This is a genomic window from Actinacidiphila yeochonensis CN732 (genome assembly GCF_000745345.1).
Classification (GTDB): Bacteria; Actinomycetota; Actinomycetes; order Streptomycetales; family Streptomycetaceae; genus Actinacidiphila; species Actinacidiphila yeochonensis.
This window is the reverse complement of sequence record NZ_JQNR01000005.1, coordinates 742,037-759,217: the sequence shown is the minus strand read 5'-3', so window position 1 is coordinate 759,217 and position 17,181 is coordinate 742,037. Positions and strand designations below refer to the sequence as shown.

Below are 17,181 nucleotides of genomic sequence, written 5' to 3'. Positions count from 1 at the left end.
CACGCGTCACTTATACAACGTCGAGAGGTTTTCGGGTGAGCCGAACGGCGATGTATGAATCGGTACGATGCTTGCACAGCAGGCTTCGGGAAGGGCGGGGCGGACGAGCGAGGACCGGAGCCGTCCCACGAGGAAGCTCCGAGCAGGACCGTGAGCTGCACAGAGTGCCCGGTCAGGATCTGCCGGGGGGAGACGAGCGCCTCGCCTCGACGGCCAGCACGACGCGGCGCACGACATCCTCCGCCGCCTCGTGCTCCCAGAAACGCAGGACGACCCAACCGTCGGAGCGCAGGTGTTGCGTCGTCTCTTGATCTCGAGCCATGTTCCGGTCCAGCTTTGTCCGCCACCACTCGGCGTTCGCTTTGGGATGTGTGGCATGTACGGGGCAGCCGTGCCAGAAGCAGCCGTCGAAGAAGATCGCTATCTTAAGTCCACCAAAAGCGACGTCCATGGAACGCCGTGGCATGCCTGGAATGCGCACGTGCACTCGATAGCGGAGCCCACTGCCGTGCAGCAGTCGGCGAACAGCCAGTTCTTGGGCCGTATCGCGGGACGACTGACGGCTCATGCGTGCTGCGACGACTGGTGACGATGCTGTCGGGGACATTTCTCCATCCTCCCACCGGCGGAACACGGGTCCGGAAGGGCGCAATGGCCGTGTGACGAGGACCCCCGCGGAACTGGTGATCGACGATGAGGGGCGGGTGTCCATCCCCCTGGGGCCGCTGGCCGAAGCGGGACTGGATCCGGGCAGCGACATCGTCGCCTTCAGCGACGGAGACGGTCGGCTGGTGCTGCAGCGCCACAGTGACGCCATGCGTGATTTGCTCGAGCACTGCACGCGAGGCGACAGCTCTTCTTCTGTTCACGGGCGGTGGCGGCGTAGTCACGGATCGTCTGCCGCCGGGTAGTGGCGGAGTGATCAAGGCGACCATCTCGGAGCGACAGCGGCTCCACTGCCACCGGTAGCGTCGGAGCCCCTGCCTCCGGTGTCATGTGCACCCCGAGAATGCGCGGCGGCGCTACGTTCGCGCCTATGGCCCTTTCAGCGTCTTCGGCTCGTGCAATCGACCTGCGCAAGGAACCTGTGGACGAGGCTCTTGAGCGGTTTGAGCGAGGGCTGCGGACCTGCTTGGACCGGGGCACTCTCGTCCTGAAGCGCCGCACAATCGGGGCGCGGTCGGATCGCGGTTCGTGGGTGCGTATCGAGCGGCGACCCTTTGCGCGGATCGGGAGTGTCTAATCAACGGTGGATCTGTCTCTCATAGAGACGTCAAGTGAGTGAGATGTCGATCGAGCCGGAGTCGGTGCCTGAGCTGGCTGGTGCGGCCACGTCGGACGAGCAGTTGATCGCGATGTTGGTCGAGCGGGCTCGGGGTGAGGGCTTGCAGCTGACCGGTGCCGGTGGGCTGCTGCAGTAGTTGGCCAAGCGGGTGCTGGAGTCCGTCCTGGAGGGCGAGATCACCGATCACCTCGGCTATGACGAGGCACGATCCGGTGGGGAGGAACAGCGGCAACAGCCGCAACGGCAGCCGGGGGAAGACCGTGCTGACGGATGTCGGGCCGGTCGAGGTCAAGGTGCCCCGGGATGTGGAGGGCAGTTTCGAGCCGCAGATCGTCAGGAAGCGGCAGCGTCGGCTGACGGGCGTGGACGAGAGGGTGCTGTCGCTGTCCGCGAAGGGCCTCACCCACGGGGAGATCTCCGCGCACCTGGCCGAGGTCTACGGCGCCGAGGTCTCCCAGCAGACCATCTCCACCATCACCGACCAGGTGATGGACGGCATGGCCGAATGGCAGAACCGGCCGCTGGACCGCGTCTATCCCGTTTTGTTCGTGGACGCCATCAACGTCGAGATCAGGGACGGGAAGGTCGCCAACCGGCCCGTCTACGTCGTCATGGCCGTCACGACCGAGGGCACCCGGGACATCCTGGGCATCTGGGCCGGCGACGGCGGCGAGGGCGCGAAGTACTGGCTGCAGGTCTTCACCGAGCTGAAAAGCCGCGGCCTGGACGACGTGCTGATGCTGGTCTGCGACGGACTCAAGGGCCTGCCGGACGCCGTCGAGACGGTCTGGCCCCGCACCATGGTGCAGACGTGCATCGTTCACCTCCTGCGCAACAGCATCCGATACGCCTCGCGCGCGGACTGGGACAAGATCGCCAAGGCGCTCAAGCCCGTCTACACCGCGTCGAACGAGAGCGCTGCGGCCGAACGCTTCGGAGAGTTCCAGGACGCCTGGGGGAAGAAGTACCCGGCGATCATCAGGCTCTGGGGGAGCGCCTGGGCGGAGTTCGTGCTCTTCCTCTCCTTCGACGTCGAGATCCGCACCGTCATCTGCTCGACGAACGCCATCGAGTCCGTCAACGCCCGCATACGCAAGGCCGTCCGTGCCCGCGGCCACTTCCCCACCGAGGCCGCCGCCTCGAAGTGCGTCTACATGGCACTGATGAGCCTGGATCCGACCGGCAAGGGCCGCAAGCGCTGGACCATGCGCTGGAAGGCACCCTTGAACGCCTTCCAGATCGCTTTCGAAGGCAGGCTCACCCCGGCCAACAACTGAACCCCAACAACCAAGATCAGCCGTTAAATTGACACACCCGGGTGCCCGGAAGCTGCGGGACCTCGGCGCCGAGGACGTGGACAAGTGGCTTGCGGTGAAGGCGAAGACGTTGAGCACGCGGATGCTGGAGGGGCTGCACTCGTGCCTGAACCGCTCGGTGAAGCGGGCCATGGCGCGGGACGAGGTGAAGCGCAACGTGGTCGAGCTCTGCTCGGTACCCGCCGGGCAGCCCAGCAGACCGTCCAAGGCGCTGACCTTCGCTCAGGCTGAGGCGGTGCTCCTGGCGGCGGAGAAGTCGCCGATGCGGGCCTACATCGTCGTGTCGCTTCTGACCGGCGCCCGGACCGAGGAGCTGCGGGCGCTCACCTGGGACCACGTCTTCCTCGACGGCAGTCCGAGTACGAACCCGCCGGTCCCGCCGCACATCGCCGTGTGGCGCTCGGTGCGAACCAGCGGCGACACGAAGACCCGGAAGTCCCGCGGGACCCTCGCCCTGCCGGCGCGGTGCGTCGAGGCACTGAAAGATCATTGGGTCGATCAGGGCTGGGACCGCTACGCGGCCGGCGACAGGTGGGAGGAGAACGGCTTGGTCTTCCACTCCGCCGTGGGCAGGCAGCTCGACTCGTCACACGTCCGCCGGGCCCTCCGTACTGCCCTCGCCGCCGCTCCGGGGATCGATCCGGCCGAGTGGACTCCGCGTGAGCTGCGACACAGCTTTGTGTCGATCCTGTCGGATCGCTGGGTGCCGCTGGAGGAGATCTCCCGGCTGGTGGGGCACTCCAGCACGGCTGTCACCGAGGAGGTCTACCGCAAGCAGATCCGCCCGGTGATCCAGACCGGTGCCACGGTCATGGACGGCCTCTTCGGAGACGATCCGAACCCGTAGTCACGCAGTTGGTCGCGCAGCACGAATCAGGGCCCCGATCCTCGGAAGGATCAGGGCCCTGATCTGCTGCTTTGGAGTCGGGGTGGCGGGATTTGAACCCACGGCCTCTTCGTCCCGAACGAAGCGCGCTACCAAGCTGCGCCACACCCCGGTGCAACGAGGATTACTCTAGCGGAGCCGGGGCCAGAGACGAAATCCGGTATCGGGGGAGGGGCGGGCGGGGCTCGGGGGTGGGGTCAGGTGAGGGTGAGGAGGGTGGCCTCCGGGGGGCAGGCGAAGCGGACCGGGGTGTAGCGGTTGGTGCCGCAGCCGGCCGAGACGTGGAGGTACGAGGTGTGGCCGGTGGCCGTGTGGGTGGAGAGGCCCTTGACCCGGCCCGGGTCGATGTCGCAGTTGGTGACCAGCGCACCGTAGAAGGGGACGCACAGCTGGCCGCCGTGGGTGTGGCCGGCCAGGATCAGCGGGTAGCGGTCCGAGGTGAAGGCGTCCAGCACGCGCAGGTAGGGGGCGTGCACCACGGCCAGGGTGAAGTCCGAGTCGGTGTCCGGGCCGCCTGCCACCGTGCCGTAGCGGTCGCGCTTGATGTGCGGGTCGTCCAGGCCGGTCAGGCCCAGGACCTCGCCGTGGGCCAGTTTGACCTGGCCGCGGGCGTTGTTCACGCCCACCCAGCCGGCCGCGTCGAACGCGTCCCGCAGGTCGCCCCAGGGGTTGCGGTCCACGCCGTGGGCGCCGTGCTCCTTGCCGTTCAGCCCGTGCTGGCCCCGGGCCTTCTCCACCAGGTAGCGGCCGGGGTTGCGGAACTTGGGGGCGTAGTAGTCGTTGGAGCCGAAGACGTACGCGCCCGGGAACTCCAGCAGCGGCCCCAGCGCGTCCAGCACCTCCGGCACCGCGGTGGGGTCGGAGAGGTTGTCGCCCGTGTTCACCACCAGGTCCGGGCGCAGGCCCGCCAGCGACTGGAGCCAGCGGCGCTTCTTGTTCTGGCCCGAGACCATGTGGATGTCCGAGATCTGGAGGATGCGGATCGGCCGCATACCCGCCGGCAGAACCGGCACCTCCACCCGGCGCAGGCGGAAGGACCGCACCTCGATACCGGCCGCGTAGGCCACGCAGGCCGCGCCGGCCGCTGTCACACCCAGGGGAATTCCGTATCGCGCGAGCATGCGTCCATCGTGTCAGAGCCGCTGTGCGAACGGGCCTCGCGGTGGCCGTTCAGCCGTCCTGTGACGGGTGTTGGCCGCGGGACGGCCCGTGCCGGCACCTCGGCGTCGGGCCTCGGGGGCGTTAATGCGGCGCACTCGCCCGGCCGGGGTGCGAAAATCGGCTCATGACCACCACGACCCTCAAGCAGCGGCTCAAGGACGACCTCACCACGGCGATGAAGAGCCGCGACGAGCTGCGCTCGGCCACCATCCGGCTCACCCTCAGCGCGATCACCAAGGAGGAGGTGGCGGGCGACACGGCCCGGCAGCTCTCCGACGACGAGGTGCTGAAGGTGATCGCCCGCGAGGCCAAGAAGCGGCGCGAGGCGGCCGAGGCGTTCGCGCAGGGCGGCCGTGCGGAGTCGGCCGAGCGGGAGCTGGCCGAGGGCGAGGTGCTGGCCGCGTACCTGCCGCGGCAGCTGTCGGACGAGGAGCTGGCCGACCTGGTGCGGGCCGCGATCGCCGAGTCCGGCGCGGCCGGGCCCAAGGCCATGGGCGCCGTGATGAAGGTCGTCAACCCGAAGGTGGCCGGTCTGGCCGAGGGCGGCCGGGTGGCCGCCGAGGTCAAGCGCCAGCTCGCGGGCTGACGCCGCCTGGTCCGGCGGAACCGCCCTGCCTGGGCCAGCCGGCTGGACGCGGCTCCGCGGAAGGCCGGTGGGCGCCGTCGTGTGCCGGCCTGTGCCGTCGTGTGCCGGCCTGCGCCGGAGGGTGCCGGCACCCTCCGGCGGGTACGTGAAAGGGGGCACCTCGCCGAAGCGAGGTGCCCCCTTTCACATGGCCTCTTGGCCTCTTGGCCTCAGGTCGCGGGCCTCACGGGCTGATCACCGTGGTGCCGCCGGACGGGGAGAGGATGCCGCCGGCCGCCCCCGTGGTCGTCCCGTCGCCCGCCGTCGTACCGCCGGCCGCGCCGGCGACCGTGCCCGTCGTCGTCCCCGCGGTCGTGCCGGCGACCGTGTCGCCCGCCGTGGTGCCTCCGGTGGCGCCCGTGGTGCCGGCGGTGATCGCGCCCGTGGTGGCGCCCATCACCGAGAACCCGCCGTGGCCGCCGCCGTGGCCCTTGCCCTTGCCGTTGCCGTTGGAGTAGCCGGTGGTGCCGTCGCCGCCCTGGTTGCCGCCTTGGCCACCCTGGCCGCCGTCCTGCGGCTGGTCGGTCTTCGTCGGGTCCGGGACGTCCAGCGTCACGGTGTTGAAGGGCACGCTCGGCTGGCCGTCCAGGGCGCCCTCCATGGCGTCCTTCCAGATCGGTGCGGGGCCGGTGGCGCCCTCTACCTTGGCGTAGGTGGTGGGGCCGATCGTGACGTCGATCATCTGGCGGCTGTGGGCCGGGTCGCCCATCCACACCGCGGAGGCCAGCTGGGGGGTGAAGCCGGCGAACCAGGCGGCGTAGCGGTTGTCGGTGGTACCGGTCTTACCGGCCGTGTCCCGGTTGGGAAGGTCGGCGGAGGTACCCGTACCGTCGTCGACCACGCCCTTCAGCATGGTGTTGAGGGTGTCCGCGGTCTTCTCCGACATCGCGCGGTTGCAGATCGACTGGGGCACCTTCAGGTGCTTGCCCTGGGTGTTGGTGACCGAGTTGATCACTATCGGCGTGCAGTAGACGCCCCGGTCGGCGAAGGCGGCGTACGCGGCGGCCACGTTCAGCGGCGAGACCTCGTTGGTGCCCAGGGTCATGGACGCGCCCTCCACCATCGGCTTGCCGTCGGCCCGGACCAGGCCCAGCTTGTCCGCCATCTTCAGGACCGGGCAGAGGCCGACGTCGGCCTCCAGCGCGACGAAGTACGTGTTGATCGACCGCTTGAGCGCTTCCGGCATCGAGAACGGTCCGACCTCGGAGGTCAACTCGTTCTGCGTGGTCTTGTCGCTGTGCAGCGTGGAGCCGCCGCACGTGGTGACGTCCGGGTAGGGGATCTTGTACGGCGCCGGGTAGGTCTGCGAGGGCTTGTAGCCGGCCTCCAGGGCCGCGGCGGCCGTGATCGGCTTGAACGTCGAACCGTTCTGGAAGCCGACGCCGCCGTCCATGTCCTGGTTGACGGAGTAGTTGATCTGGGTCTCGTTCTTGCCCAGGCCGTACGGCTTGCTCTGGCCCATGGCGATCACCTTGCCGGTGCCCGGCTGGACCATCGTCATCGCGGCGGCGATCGTGTCGCTCTGGTAGACGTGCGCGCTGATCCCGCTGAGCAGCGACTTCTGCGCCTTCGGTTCGAGCGTGGTGCGGATGGTCAGGCCGCCGGTGTTCCAGAGCTTCTGGCGGTCCTCCTTGGTGGCGCCGAAGGCGGCGTTCTGCAGGAACGTTTCCCGGACGTAGTCGCAGAAAAACCCGGCCCCGTCGACGGCGGTGATGCAGCCGTTCTTGGGGGTGCTGGGCTTCAGGGCGAGCGGCGCCTTCTCGGCGGCCGCGGCCTGCGCCGGGGTGATGTCCTTGAGCTGGGCCATCCGCGCCAGGACGGTGTCGCGGCGGTCGATGGCGGCCTTCGGGTCGGTGATCGGGTCGTACCCGGTCGGCGACTGCACCATGCCGGCCAGCAGGGCCGCCTGCTGGAGGTTCAGGTCCTTGGCGTGGACGCTGAAGTAGCGCTCCGAGGCGGCCTCGATGCCGTACGCCTGCTCACCGAAGAAGGTGATGTTCAGGTAGTTCTGGAGGATCTGCTTCTTCCCCAGCTCCTTCTCCACCTGGATCGCGTACTTCATCTCCTTGATCTTGCGGCCCGCGGTCTGCTCGGTGGCCTGCGCGACCTTGTCGGCGTCGTCGCCGGCCTCCTCCACGAAGACGTTCTTCACGTACTGCTGGGTGAGCGTGGAGGCGCCCTGGGTGCCGCCGTCGGAGGCGTTGTGGCTCAGTGCCCGGAGGATGCCCTTGAGGTCGATCGCGCCGTGCTGGTAGTAGCGCGAGTCCTCGATGTCGACGATGGCGTTGAGGACGTTCGGGCTCATCTGCGTGATCGGGATCACGGTGCGGTCGCGCGAGTAGACGGTGGCGATGAGGCCGCCGTTGGCGTCGAGGATCTTGGACGCCTGACTCAGCGGAGGCTGCTTCAGCTCACCGGGCAGGTGGTCGAACCCCTTGACGGTGCCCTTCGCGGACAGGCCGAGAGCGCCGGCCGCGGGCAGCGCGATACCCGCGAGCACCACGCCGGCCAGCACGCTGACACCGAGGAACTTGGCGGCCTGCTGGGCCGAGGACAGCCCCCCGCCGGAACGCTTGTGAGCCATGGAAGGCAGCCTAAACCGTCAACCTGGGAGTTACGGAGGGCTGGGAGGGCTTCCGGCCGGACGCGTACGAGACCGTGACATTCCGGCGTGCGCTCCGGCCGCCGCGCGCGGGGGCCGACCCCGCGGAGCGGCTCGCGGGTGACGCGGGACGAGCCCGGGACTGATGCGGGATGGTCCCGGGACGGACGCGGGGTGGGGACCCGGGCCGGCCCTCGGTTCGAACAAGTCCGAACCCAAGTTCGACGGCGGGGGGCGCGCGGGGGCGCGAACGTTGTGAATTGCCGGACGCGCGGGGACCCCATCCCCTACTGTGTAACGGACGGGTCGCGCTCGACGCCTGTCGCGTCTCATCACTCTTGTGAGTGATGAGAACTGCCCGAATTCGCACTTTTGCCGGGGATCTTCGGGATCTCCGAGGGTGGATCGTCGCTTTTTCGCCGATTCCGTGCGGCGAAGGCGCCCTCACTCCGATGAGTGATCTACCGCGCACACATAGTCCATTCGGGCCATGCAAGATTGGGCCTGAAAGGGCTGTTGCGCCGCGCCTACCTTCCGTAACGTCCTCAACTGGCACCGGTGAATATGCCGGTTGCCGCCGTGGGGGAGCCTCGATTCGGGAGAGGACGGCGCCAGCATGAGTAGCTGGGTAACCGACTGGAGCACGCAGGCAGCGTGCAAGACGACTGATCCGGACGAACTGTTCGTCCAGGGCGCGGCCCAGAACCGGGCGAAGGCGGTGTGCACCGGCTGCCCGGTGCGGACCGAGTGCCTGGCGGACGCGCTCGACAACCACGTCGAGTTCGGCGTATGGGGTGGGATGACCGAGCGTGAACGGCGGGCCCTGCTGCGCCGCCGCCCGACAGTGACCTCATGGCGCCGGCTCCTGGAGACCGCGCGCACGGAGTACGAGCGGAGCACCGGAATGCTTCCGCTCGGGGACGACGAGGACTACGCCGCGGCCGGCTGACCGCCGCCCAGACGCAGGCCGATCGCCCGCAGCCCCTCCAGGTCGTGTACGTCGCCGGGTAGCGCCGTGACGTCGACCATGGGCACTTCGGGGTGCACGGAGACGAAGCGGTCGCGGGTGCGCCGCTCGCGCGCGACCACCTGCATCCGTTCGGCGTGCAGCCGCAGCAGACCCGCGGCGAGCAGCTCCGCGCTGTCCCCGGGGTCCGGCGCGCTGTCCGCGCTGCCTCCGCCGCCCCCGTCAGTCTGCCCGTCCGGCTGATCCACCATGCGGCCCCGCCCGGACTTTCCGGCCCTGCCCGCGCCGCGCCCGGCGCCGGACGCCTTCCCGGTGCCCGCCGTGGCTGCCGTACGCGCCGTGCCCTCCGCACCCGCTGTGCCGCCTTCCGCGGCCCCCTCCGCCGCCGCGCGCGCCTCCGCCCGCACGTCCTCAAGCGCCTCCGCCGCCGCCAGGGCCCGTTCGGACGTGAGCTGGTCCGCCCCGCTGCCGTGCACCCTGTTCAGCACCATGCCGGCCAGCGGCATGTCCTCGGCTGCCAGCCGGTCCACGAAGTACGCGGCCTCCCGCAGCGCGTCCCGCTCCGGAGCGGCCACCACCAGGAACGCCGTCCCGGGCGCCTGGAGCAGCCGGTAGGTGGCGTCGGCCCGGCTGCGGAAGCCGCCGAACATGGTGTCCATGGCGGCCACGAAGGTCTGCACGTCCCGCAGCAGCCCGGCGCCCATCACCTTGCTCAGGGTGCCGGTCATCATCGACATCCCCATGTTGAGGAACTTCACCCCGGCCCGGCCGCCGACCTTCGCCGGGGCCATGAGCAGCTTGATGAACCGCCCGTCGAGGAACGAGCCGAGCCGCTTGGGCGCGTCCAGGAAGTCCAGGGCGCTGCGGCTGGGCGGGGTGTCGACGACGATCAGGTCCCAGGCGTCCTGGGCCCGCAGCTGCCCGAGCTTCTCCATCGCCATGTACTCCTGCGTGCCCGCGAAACCGGCCGACAGGGACTGGTAGAAGGGGTTCTCCAGGATCGCCCGCGCCCGCTCGGGGTCGGAGTGCTGGACGACGACCTCGTCGAACGTCCGCTTCATGTCCAGCATCATCGCGTGCAGCGAGCCGCCGGCCGACCGATCGATTCCGGCCACCTCGCGCGGGGTGTTGTCGAGTTCGCTCAGACCCATCGACTGGGCGAGCCGGCGCGCGGGATCGATGGTGAGCACCACCGCCGTGCGCCCCCGCTCGGCGGCGCGCACCCCGAGCGCGGCCGCGGTCGTGGTCTTGCCGACACCGCCGGAACCGCAGCAGACGATGATGCGGGTCTTGGGGTCGTCCAGCAGGGGATCGACCTCCAGCAGGGGGCTTTGCAGGCTCATCCGTCCGACCCTCCATCGGGCGCCGCGCCTCGGGGGACCCCGGAGCCGGTCCCGGCGCCGCCTCGGCCTTCGTTCCCCGGGCCGTCCTCTTCTACGCCTTCCGCGCCTTCGGCGCCTTCCACGTCTCCCGTGTCTTCGACGCCGTCGGCGGTCTCCTCGACCCAGGCGTCGTCGGTACCGTCCGCCGGGTCGTCGCTGTGCGCGGCGGGCGGGGTGGACGCGACCGGGTCCAGGCCGCCGGCGCCGCCGTCCGCCGCGGCCGTGCCCCCGTAGCCGCCACCCGGGCCGGCCGCGGCCGCCGCCTGCTTGCGCAGGCTCTCCGCCAGCCGGTACAGGCCGCCGAGGTCGACCCCGTCGCCCAGCAGCTCCAGCTCCCGCACCGGCAGGCCCAGGCCGAGGATCTCGGCGCGCTGGTCGCGCTCCAGCACCACCCGCTGGGCGTGCTCGTGGGCCTGCGCCAGCAGCGGGTCGACCAGCCGCTCGGCCACCCCGCCGCGCCGCGCGCCGCCCAGGCCGGCCTGCGACAGGGCGCGGGCCACCGCGGCCCGCCGCCGGCCCACCGCGGCGCCGCCCGCCTCGGCGACCTCGGACAGCTCGCCGTCGCCCAGCAGCACCGGCCGGACCATGTTGACGATCACCGCTCCCACCGGCAGGCCGGCCGCCCGCAGCTCGGCCACCCCGTCGACGGTCTCCTGGACCGGCATCTCCTCCAGCAGCGTCACCAGGTGGATCGCGGTCTGCGCGGACTTCAGCACCCGCATCACCGCCTGCGCCTGGTTGTGTATCGGGCCCACCCGGGCCAGCCCGGCCACCTCGTCGTTGACGTTGAGGAAGCGGGTGATCCGGCCGGTCGGCGGGGCGTCGAGGACCACCGCGTCGTACACCGGCCAGCCCGCACTGTCCTTGCGCCGCACCGCCTCGCAGACCTTGCCGGTGAGCAGCACGTCGCGCAGGCCGGGGGCGACGGTGGTGGCGAAGTCGATCGCGCCGAGCTTGCGCAGCGCCCGCCCGGCCCGGCCGAGCTTGTAGAACATGTCGAGGTAGTCGAGCATCGCCAGCTCGGCGTCGATGGCCAGCGCGTGCACCTCGCCACCGCCGGAGGCCGAGGCGATCCGCCGCTCCTCGTACGGCAGCGCCTCGGTCTCGAAGAGCTGGGCGATGCCCTGCCGCTCCTCGACCTCGCACAGCAGCACCCGGCGGCCCTCCGCCGCCAGGGCGAGCGCCAGCGCGGCGGCGACCGTCGTCTTGCCTGTGCCGCCCTTGCCGGTCACCACATGGAGCCGGACGGCTGATGACTGTTGAGGGCTCACCTTGCGAGCCTAACCATTCGGCGGCCCGCCCACCGCCCCGGCCGCCTGTTGCCGCCCGGACGTGGTGGCGCGGCGGAAGGAACGGTACGGCGCGTCCACCCGAGGGCGCCGGGCGGGCGTGGCGCGGGACGGCCGGGGCGGGTGAGGCGCGGGCGCGCCGGGCTGGCGGCGGGCGGGCGGACGGCGGGCGGCGCGGGCCGGGGCGGGTGGGGGCGGGCGGGGGCGCCAGTGCCGCGACCGGGGCAGACCTTGCCGGGAGAGGCACTAGAGTCGCGCCATGGCGAAGAAGTGGGAATACGCGACCGTGCCGCTGCTGGTGCACGCGACGAAGCAGATCCTCGACACCTGGGGCGAGGACGGCTGGGAGCTGGTCCAGGTGGTGCCCGGCCCGAACAACCCGGAGCAGCTGGTGGCGTACCTCAAGCGGGAGAAGGCCGCGTGAGCGGCACCGTCTCCGCGCGCCTGGCCGAGCTGGGCCTGGTGGTGCCCGAGGTGGTCCCGCCGCTCGCCTCGTACCAGCCCGCGGTGCGCTCCGGCGCCTACGTCCACACCTCCGGCCAGCTGCCCATCGTGGAGGGCCGGCTGGCCGCCACGGGCAAGGTCGGCGCCGAGATCTCCCCGGAGCGCGCCAAGGAGCTGGCCGCCACCTGCGCGCTCAACGCGCTCGCCGCGGTCCGCTCGGTGGCCGGCGACCTGGACCGGGTGGTCCGGGTGGTCAAGGTCGTCGGCTTCGTGGCCTCCGCGCCCGACTTCACCGGGCAGCCGGGCGTCGTCAACGGCGCGAGCGAGCTGCTCGGCGCCGTCTTCGGCGACCGGGGCGTGCACGCCCGCAGCGCGGTCGGGGTGGCCGTGCTGCCCATGGACGCGCCGGTCGAGGTCGAGATGATCGTCGAACTGTCGGAGTGACCGTGGGACGGACGGGCCGGGCGGCACCGCCCGGCCCGTCCGTCCTGGCGGGAAACGGGTGTGCCACCCGGCGCGCGGAGCCGTAGCGTGGCCGTATGGCCGACGACGAGAGCGCCCGGCGCGCCGGAACCCCCGGGCCGGAGGAGCCGAGGGCGCCGCAGAAGCCGCAGAAGCCGCAGAAGCCGCAGAAGCCCGGGGAGCCGGGGGAGCCCGGGGAGCATCAGGAGCCGCCCCAGGGCCCGCTGCTCCATGTGACCGAGCGCGCCCTGTGGGACGAGGCCAGGGCGAGCGGCGTCTACGAGAGCTCCACCCGCGGCCGTACCCTCGGCGACGTCGGGTTCATCCACTGCTCCCTGCCGCACCAGCTGCCCGCCGTGGCCGCGCTGCTCTACGGGGACCCGCCCGTCCGCGACGACCTGGTCGTCCTGGTGATCGACCCCGCGCTGCTGGACGTGCCGCTCCGCTTCGAGCCGCCGGTGCCGGGGGCGGAGGACTTCCCGCACATCTACGGGCCGCTGCGGACCGAGGCCGTGGTCGAGGTCCGGCCCTGGCCCTGGTCCTCGTCCTGATCCTGGACGGGCTCCCGTCCGGCCATCCTCTCGAACAAATCGGCGGTGCCACGTAGGCTCCGGCCATGACGTCGATGAAGGGCGCCGACCCCGCCGCCGGCTGGGCCGAACGGGTGAGGGCGCTGGCCGCGGGCCAGCTGGCCCCCGCCGTGCCCCGGCCCGCGGCCACCGTGCTGCTGCTGCGGGACGCCGTCCCCGGCGGGCCGCCCGGACCCGAGGTGCACCTGCTGCGGCGGCGCGGCTCGATGGCCTTCGCCGGCGGCATGTACGCCTACCCCGGCGGCGGCGTCGACCCGCGCGACGAGCGCCCGGTGGGCTGGGCCGGGCCGCCGCTGGAGCGGTGGGCCGCGCTGCTCGGCCTCCCCGAGGCCCGCGCCCAGGCGGTGGTGTGCGCGGCGGTCCGCGAGACGTTCGAGGAGGCCGGCGTGCTGCTGGCCGGTCCCGGAACAGGACAGGGCTCCGGCCCCGGCGCCGGAACGGCCCCGGGCCACGGCACCGTGGCAGGCGCGCTGCCCGGCCGGGTGGCGGGGGACACCTCCGGCGCGGCCTGGGAGGCCGACCGCGCCGCCCTCGTCGCGCACGAGCTCGGCTTCGCCGACCTGCTGGCCCGCCGCGGCCTGGTGCTGCGCTCGGACCTGCTGGCGCCCTGGGCCCGCTGGGTCACCCCCGAGTTCGAGGAGCGCCGCTACGACACGTGGTTCTTCCTCGCCGTCCTGCCGCCCGGCCAGGACGCCCGCGACGTGTCGGGCGAGGCGGACCGCACGGTGTGGCTGCGCCCGGCCGACGCGCTGGCCGGCCACGCCCGCGGCGAGCTCGCGATGCTGCCGCCGACCCGTGCCACGCTGCGGGCGCTGCTGCCGTACGGCTCCGCCGCCGAGGCGCTGGCCGCGGCACCCGGGCGGGACCTCGCGCCGGTGCTCGCCCGTGCCGACCTGGACGGCGACGGACGGGTCGTGCTGACCTGGCCGGGCCGCGACGACCTGGGCCGGGAGGTCCGGTGAGCCGGACGTGAGCGGGACGAGCGACGCCGCGGTGCCCCCGGCCGGCCGCGCCCCACGGTCGGCGGGCCGGCCACCGCCCGCGCGACGTGCGTGCTGGCGCCGAACCCGTCGCCGATGACGCTGGACGGCACCAACACCTGGATCGTTGCGGAGCCGGACTCCGGGCTGGCCGTCGTCATCGACCCGGGGCCGCTGGACGAGGCGCACCTGGCGCGGGTGGCCGCCGCGGTCGAGCGGCAGGGCCGGCGCACGGCCCTGACCCTCCTCACCCACGGCCACCCCGACCACGCCGAGGGCGCGGCCCGCTTCGCCGAGCTGACCGGCACACCGGTGCGGGCCCTGGACCCCGCGCTGCGGCTGGGCGACGAGGGCCTGGCCGCCGGCGACACGGTCACCACCGGCGGGCTGGAGCTGCGGGTGGTGGCGACCCCCGGGCACACCGCCGACTCGCTCTCCTTCCACCTGCCGGCCGACGGCGCCGTGCTGACCGGCGACACCGTGCTGGGCCGCGGCACCACCGTCATCGCGCACCCGGACGGCCGGCTGGGCGACTACCTCGACACGCTGCGGCGGCTCCAGGCCCTGACGGTGGAGGCCGAGGTGGACACCGTGCTGCCCGGCCACGGCCCGGTGCTGGCCGACGCCCGGGGCGCCGTCGAGTTCTACCTCGCGCACCGCGCGCACCGGCTGGCGCAGGTCGAGACCGCCGTCGAGTCGGGGCTGCGCGGCCCCGCCGAGGTGGTCGCCCGCGTCTACGCCGACACCGACCCCGCGCTGTGGCCGGCCGCCGAGCTCTCGGTCCGCGCCCAGCTCGACTACCTGCACGAACACGGGATCATCGACCTGCAATGAACCACGCACCCGCCCCCTCCTCTGAAGCACCCTCCTCCGGAGCGGCCGCCGACGCCACGGCACCCGCCGGCACCGCCGTGCCCGCCGGCACCGGCTTCGACCCCTGGTCGCCGGCCTTCGTCGCCGACCCGTACCCCGCCTACGCCGAGCTGCGCGCGGCCGGCCGCGCGCTCTGGTACGAGCCCAGCCGGCAGTGGCTGATACCCCACCACGACGACGTCAGCGCCCTGCTGCGGGACCGCCGGCTGGGCCGCTCCTACCAGCACCGCTTCAGCCACGAGGAGTTCGGGCAGACCCCGCCGCCGGCCGGGCACGAGCCGTTCACCACCCTCAACGGCAACGGTCTGCTGGACCTGGAGGCGCCCGTCCACACCCGTATCCGGCGGCTGGTCGCCAAGGCGTTCACGCCGCGGATGGTCGAGGACCTGGCGCCCACCGTGCGGCGGCTGGCCGGCGAACTCGTCGCCGACCTGCGGGCGGACGGCGGCGGCGACCTGCTCGCCCGGGTCGCCGAACCGCTGCCGGTCGCGGTGATCGCCGAGATGCTGGGCGTGCCGCCCGCCGACCGCGGCCTGCTGCGGCCCTGGTCGGCGGCGATCACCGGGATGTTCGAGCTCAACCCGGACGAGGAGACCGCCCGCCGGGCGGTGCGGGCCAGCGAGGAGTTCTCCGGCTACCTGCGCGAGCTGATCGCCGCCCGCCGCACCGCTCCGGGCACCGACCTGATCAGTGCCCTCATCGCCGCCCACGACGACGGCGACGTGCTCAGCGAGCAGGAGATGGTCTCCACCTGCGTGCTGCTGCTCAACGCCGGCCACGAGGCCACCGTCAACACCACCGTCCTGGGCTGGCTGCACCTGCTGCGCCACCCCGACCAGCTCGCCCGGCTCGACGCCGCCGCCGACCGCCCGGCGGCGGTGCGGGACGCGGTGGAGGAGCTGCTGCGCTACGACACGCCGCTCCAGATGTTCGAGCGGTGGGTGCTGGACGACATCGAGATCGACGGCACCGTCATCCCGCGCGGCTCGGAGGTGGCGCTGCTCTTCGGCTCCGCCAACCGCGACCCCGCGCGCTTCACCGACCCGGACCGGTTCGACCTCACCCGGCCCGCCGCCGGGAACCGCCACCTGTCCTTCGGCGCGGGCATCCACTACTGCCTGGGCGCGCCGCTGGCCCGGCTGGAGCTGGCCGCGTCGTTCGAGGCGTTCCTGCGCGACGCCCCCGGCATGCGGCTGGCCGCGGAGCCGGCGTGGCGGCCTGGCTACGTGATCCGCGGGGTGGAGGAGCTGCGGGTCACCTGGTGACGGTGCTCACCCTGGTGAGGGTCCTCACCTGGTGACGGTCCCCACCGGGCGCAGGTTCCGCCGGCCGGGACGTCGGCGGAGCCCGCGCGGTCGGCTCCGCGGTCGGCTCCGCGGACGGTCCGGCGCGGGACGTCGGCGCGGACCGTCGGCGCGGGGCGGGCAGTGCGGGGCGCGAGCTCCGGGACGGTCAGCGCGGGACGGTCAGCCGCCAGGCCGACGGCTCCAGCGTCCACGTGCGGGTGCGCACCGGGCCGGTGACGGCCGAGTCGGCGCGGTAGCGGAAGTCCCGGCCGGAGACGGTGATGGTGCGGGCCCGGGTGCGCAGCTGGGTGGCCTCGGGGGTGCGCCGTACGCAGATCTCGGCCGTGCCCGGGGCGGGCCGCACCGACACCTCGTGCACCGGCTCGTCGAGGTCGGCCAGGAGCACCCCGTCGGCCTCCACCCGCAGCCGCTGCCGGCGCGGCGGCGGGCTGCCGTTCACGGCCACCGGGGCGGTGAGGGTGCGCACCAGTGAGCGGGCGGTCTTCTCCACCGGCGTCCACCAGTGCGCCGCGGTGTGCGCGAGCGGGATGCCGTAGGGCAGGCTCAGCGTGCCCAGCACGATGCCGCCGCTGTCGTCGCGGAGCAGCCCGAGCTCGCGCTGCACGCCGTCCAGCACCGCGCGGGCGGCGGCCGGCACCTGCACGGGCACGCCCAGCTCGCGGGCGAGCGCCGAGCGCGGCCCGATCGGCACCACGGACAGCGCCGAGCCCCGCGGGTCGCCCTCGCGGCGCAGTGCCTGGAGGGTGCGGACCAGCGCCGCGTCGTCGCCGAGCAGCACCGGATGGCGGCGGCCCCGGTGGGCGAGCAGGTGCTCGGCCTCCGCCGCGGACTCGGGGAAGGCGATCTTCACGGAGGCCGCCCCGGCACACAGCACGTCCCTGGCGATCCGGACGGATTCGCCGTCGGCGGCGCGGGCGGCGGGGTCGATGACCACGAGCAGAGGATGCTCGGCCGGGACGTGAGCCGACACCTTGGTCCTTCCTCAGGTAAAATCTCGGTGCAAGAGCCCCTT

14 protein-coding genes, 1 tRNA gene and 3 pseudogenes are annotated in these 17,181 nt (G+C 72.5%); 11 read left to right on the top strand and 7 right to left on the bottom strand.

Annotated elements, in window-relative coordinates:
• Window positions 1-172 precede the first annotated feature (172 nt).
• On the bottom strand, window positions 173-607 hold the full coding sequence (locus BS72_RS15160; RefSeq protein ID WP_037911084.1) for a very short patch repair endonuclease: 435 nt from the start codon (window positions 605-607) through the stop codon (window positions 173-175).
• A gap of 76 nt (window positions 608-683) precedes the next feature.
• Here BS72_RS15160 and BS72_RS15155 point away from each other — a divergent pair, with 76 nt between their 5' ends.
• The 3 genes and pseudogenes from BS72_RS15155 to BS72_RS15145 all read left to right on the top strand — a co-directional run.
• Entirely contained in the window at window positions 684-911 is a 228-nt protein-coding gene (locus BS72_RS15155) for a hypothetical protein (protein WP_198546039.1), read from the top strand.
• A 375-nt stretch (window positions 912-1,286) separates the two neighbouring features.
• Window positions 1,287-2,562: pseudogene (locus tag BS72_RS15150) on the top strand (IS256 family transposase).
• Between the two features lie 40 nt (window positions 2,563-2,602).
• Window positions 2,603-3,448 (top strand): annotated as a pseudogene (locus BS72_RS15145) (tyrosine-type recombinase/integrase); the annotation flags it as partial.
• Between the two features lie 77 nt (window positions 3,449-3,525).
• Here the strand turns inward: BS72_RS15145 and BS72_RS15140 are convergent.
• Together BS72_RS15140 and BS72_RS15135 are read right to left on the bottom strand one after the other, a co-directional pair.
• Window positions 3,526-3,599 (bottom strand) — tRNA-Pro (locus BS72_RS15140).
• 85 nt (window positions 3,600-3,684) lie between these two features.
• On the bottom strand, window positions 3,685-4,608 hold the full coding sequence (locus tag BS72_RS15135) for a metallophosphoesterase (RefSeq protein WP_078901381.1): 924 nt from the start codon (window positions 4,606-4,608) through the stop codon (window positions 3,685-3,687).
• Window positions 4,609-4,772: 164 nt separating this feature from the next.
• Between BS72_RS15135 and BS72_RS15130 the strand changes: the two genes are divergently transcribed.
• Window positions 4,773-5,234, top strand: a complete 462-nt coding sequence (locus BS72_RS15130; protein WP_037911080.1) for a GatB/YqeY domain-containing protein — start codon at window positions 4,773-4,775, stop codon at window positions 5,232-5,234.
• 223 nt (window positions 5,235-5,457) lie between these two features.
• On the opposite strand, the gene BS72_RS15125 is transcribed toward BS72_RS15130, so the two are convergent.
• On the bottom strand, window positions 5,458-7,857 hold the full coding sequence (locus tag BS72_RS15125) for a transglycosylase domain-containing protein (RefSeq protein WP_063836079.1): 2,400 nt from the start codon (window positions 7,855-7,857) through the stop codon (window positions 5,458-5,460).
• 634 nt (window positions 7,858-8,491) lie between these two features.
• Between BS72_RS15125 and BS72_RS15120 the strand changes: the two genes are divergently transcribed.
• Complete coding sequence (locus BS72_RS15120; protein WP_037911076.1) at window positions 8,492-8,824, top strand: WhiB family transcriptional regulator; 333 nt, start codon at window positions 8,492-8,494, stop codon at window positions 8,822-8,824.
• Here BS72_RS15120 and BS72_RS15115 read toward each other — a convergent pair.
• Window positions 8,806-10,185 (bottom strand): ArsA family ATPase, encoded by a 1,380-nt coding sequence (locus BS72_RS15115; protein WP_037911074.1) that lies wholly within the window; start codon window positions 10,183-10,185, stop codon window positions 8,806-8,808. The two genes, BS72_RS15120 and BS72_RS15115, sit on opposite strands and share 19 nt — an antisense overlap.
• A 302-nt stretch (window positions 10,186-10,487) precedes the next feature.
• Window positions 10,488-11,495, bottom strand: a pseudogene (locus BS72_RS15110) (ArsA-related P-loop ATPase); the annotation flags it as partial.
• 277 nt (window positions 11,496-11,772) lie between these two features.
• On the opposite strand from BS72_RS15110, the gene BS72_RS35525 reads away from it, so the two are divergent.
• The 6 genes from BS72_RS35525 to BS72_RS15085 all read left to right on the top strand — a co-directional run bounded on the left by BS72_RS35525 (window position 11,773) and on the right by BS72_RS15085 (window position 16,127).
• Window positions 11,773-11,937 carry a DUF4177 domain-containing protein gene (locus tag BS72_RS35525; protein ID WP_107498797.1) on the top strand — a complete coding sequence of 55 codons (165 nt, stop codon included), beginning with the start codon at window positions 11,773-11,775 and terminating at the stop codon, window positions 11,935-11,937.
• Complete coding sequence (locus BS72_RS15105; RefSeq protein ID WP_037911072.1) at window positions 11,934-12,401, top strand: RidA family protein; 468 nt, start codon at window positions 11,934-11,936, stop codon at window positions 12,399-12,401. The genes BS72_RS35525 and BS72_RS15105 overlap by 4 nt, the downstream gene beginning before the upstream one ends.
• 242 nt (window positions 12,402-12,643) lie before the next feature.
• Window positions 12,644-12,970, top strand: coding sequence for a DUF952 domain-containing protein (locus BS72_RS15100; RefSeq protein ID WP_037915958.1), 327 nt, complete (start codon window positions 12,644-12,646; stop codon window positions 12,968-12,970).
• Window positions 12,971-13,044: 74 nt separating this feature from the next.
• Window positions 13,045-13,971 carry an NUDIX hydrolase gene (locus tag BS72_RS15095; protein WP_107498795.1) on the top strand — a complete coding sequence of 309 codons (927 nt, stop codon included), beginning with the start codon at window positions 13,045-13,047 and terminating at the stop codon, window positions 13,969-13,971.
• Window positions 13,972-14,085: 114 nt separating this feature from the next.
• Entirely contained in the window at window positions 14,086-14,823 is a 738-nt protein-coding gene (locus tag BS72_RS15090) for an MBL fold metallo-hydrolase (RefSeq protein ID WP_051951928.1), read from the top strand.
• Entirely contained in the window at window positions 14,820-16,127 is a 1,308-nt protein-coding gene (locus BS72_RS15085) for a cytochrome P450 (protein ID WP_078901379.1), read from the top strand. Before BS72_RS15090 ends, BS72_RS15085 begins: the two co-directional genes overlap by 4 nt.
• 187 nt (window positions 16,128-16,314) lie before the next feature.
• On the opposite strand, the gene BS72_RS15080 is transcribed toward BS72_RS15085, so the two are convergent.
• A complete protein-coding gene (locus BS72_RS15080; RefSeq protein ID WP_232792411.1) occupies window positions 16,315-17,139 on the bottom strand; it encodes a diacylglycerol kinase family protein in 825 nt (274 codons plus the stop codon).
• Window positions 17,140-17,181 lie beyond the last annotated feature (42 nt).

What these genes read in the sequence shown, in the direction of transcription:
- BS72_RS15095 (WP_107498795.1), top strand. Translation starts at nt 13,045, where the DNA reads ATGAAGGGCGCCGACCCCGCCGCCGGCTGGGCCGAACGGGTGAGGGCG.
- BS72_RS15130 (WP_037911080.1), top strand. Translation starts at nt 4,773, where the DNA reads ATGACCACCACGACCCTCAAGCAGCGGCTCAAGGACGACCTCACCACG.
- BS72_RS15115 (WP_037911074.1), bottom strand. Translation starts at nt 10,185, where the DNA reads ATGAGCCTGCAAAGCCCCCTGCTGGAGGTCGATCCCCTGCTGGACGAC.
- BS72_RS35525 (WP_107498797.1), top strand. Translation starts at nt 11,773, where the DNA reads ATGGCGAAGAAGTGGGAATACGCGACCGTGCCGCTGCTGGTGCACGCG.
- BS72_RS15160 (WP_037911084.1), bottom strand. Translation starts at nt 607, where the DNA reads ATGTCCCCGACAGCATCGTCACCAGTCGTCGCAGCACGCATGAGCCGT.
- BS72_RS15120 (WP_037911076.1), top strand. Translation starts at nt 8,492, where the DNA reads ATGAGTAGCTGGGTAACCGACTGGAGCACGCAGGCAGCGTGCAAGACG.
- BS72_RS15090 (WP_051951928.1), top strand. Translation starts at nt 14,086, where the DNA reads ATGACGCTGGACGGCACCAACACCTGGATCGTTGCGGAGCCGGACTCC.
- BS72_RS15125 (WP_063836079.1), bottom strand. Translation starts at nt 7,857, where the DNA reads ATGGCTCACAAGCGTTCCGGCGGGGGGCTGTCCTCGGCCCAGCAGGCC.
- BS72_RS15085 (WP_078901379.1), top strand. Translation starts at nt 14,820, where the DNA reads ATGAACCACGCACCCGCCCCCTCCTCTGAAGCACCCTCCTCCGGAGCG.
- BS72_RS15135 (WP_078901381.1), bottom strand. Translation starts at nt 4,608, where the DNA reads ATGCTCGCGCGATACGGAATTCCCCTGGGTGTGACAGCGGCCGGCGCG.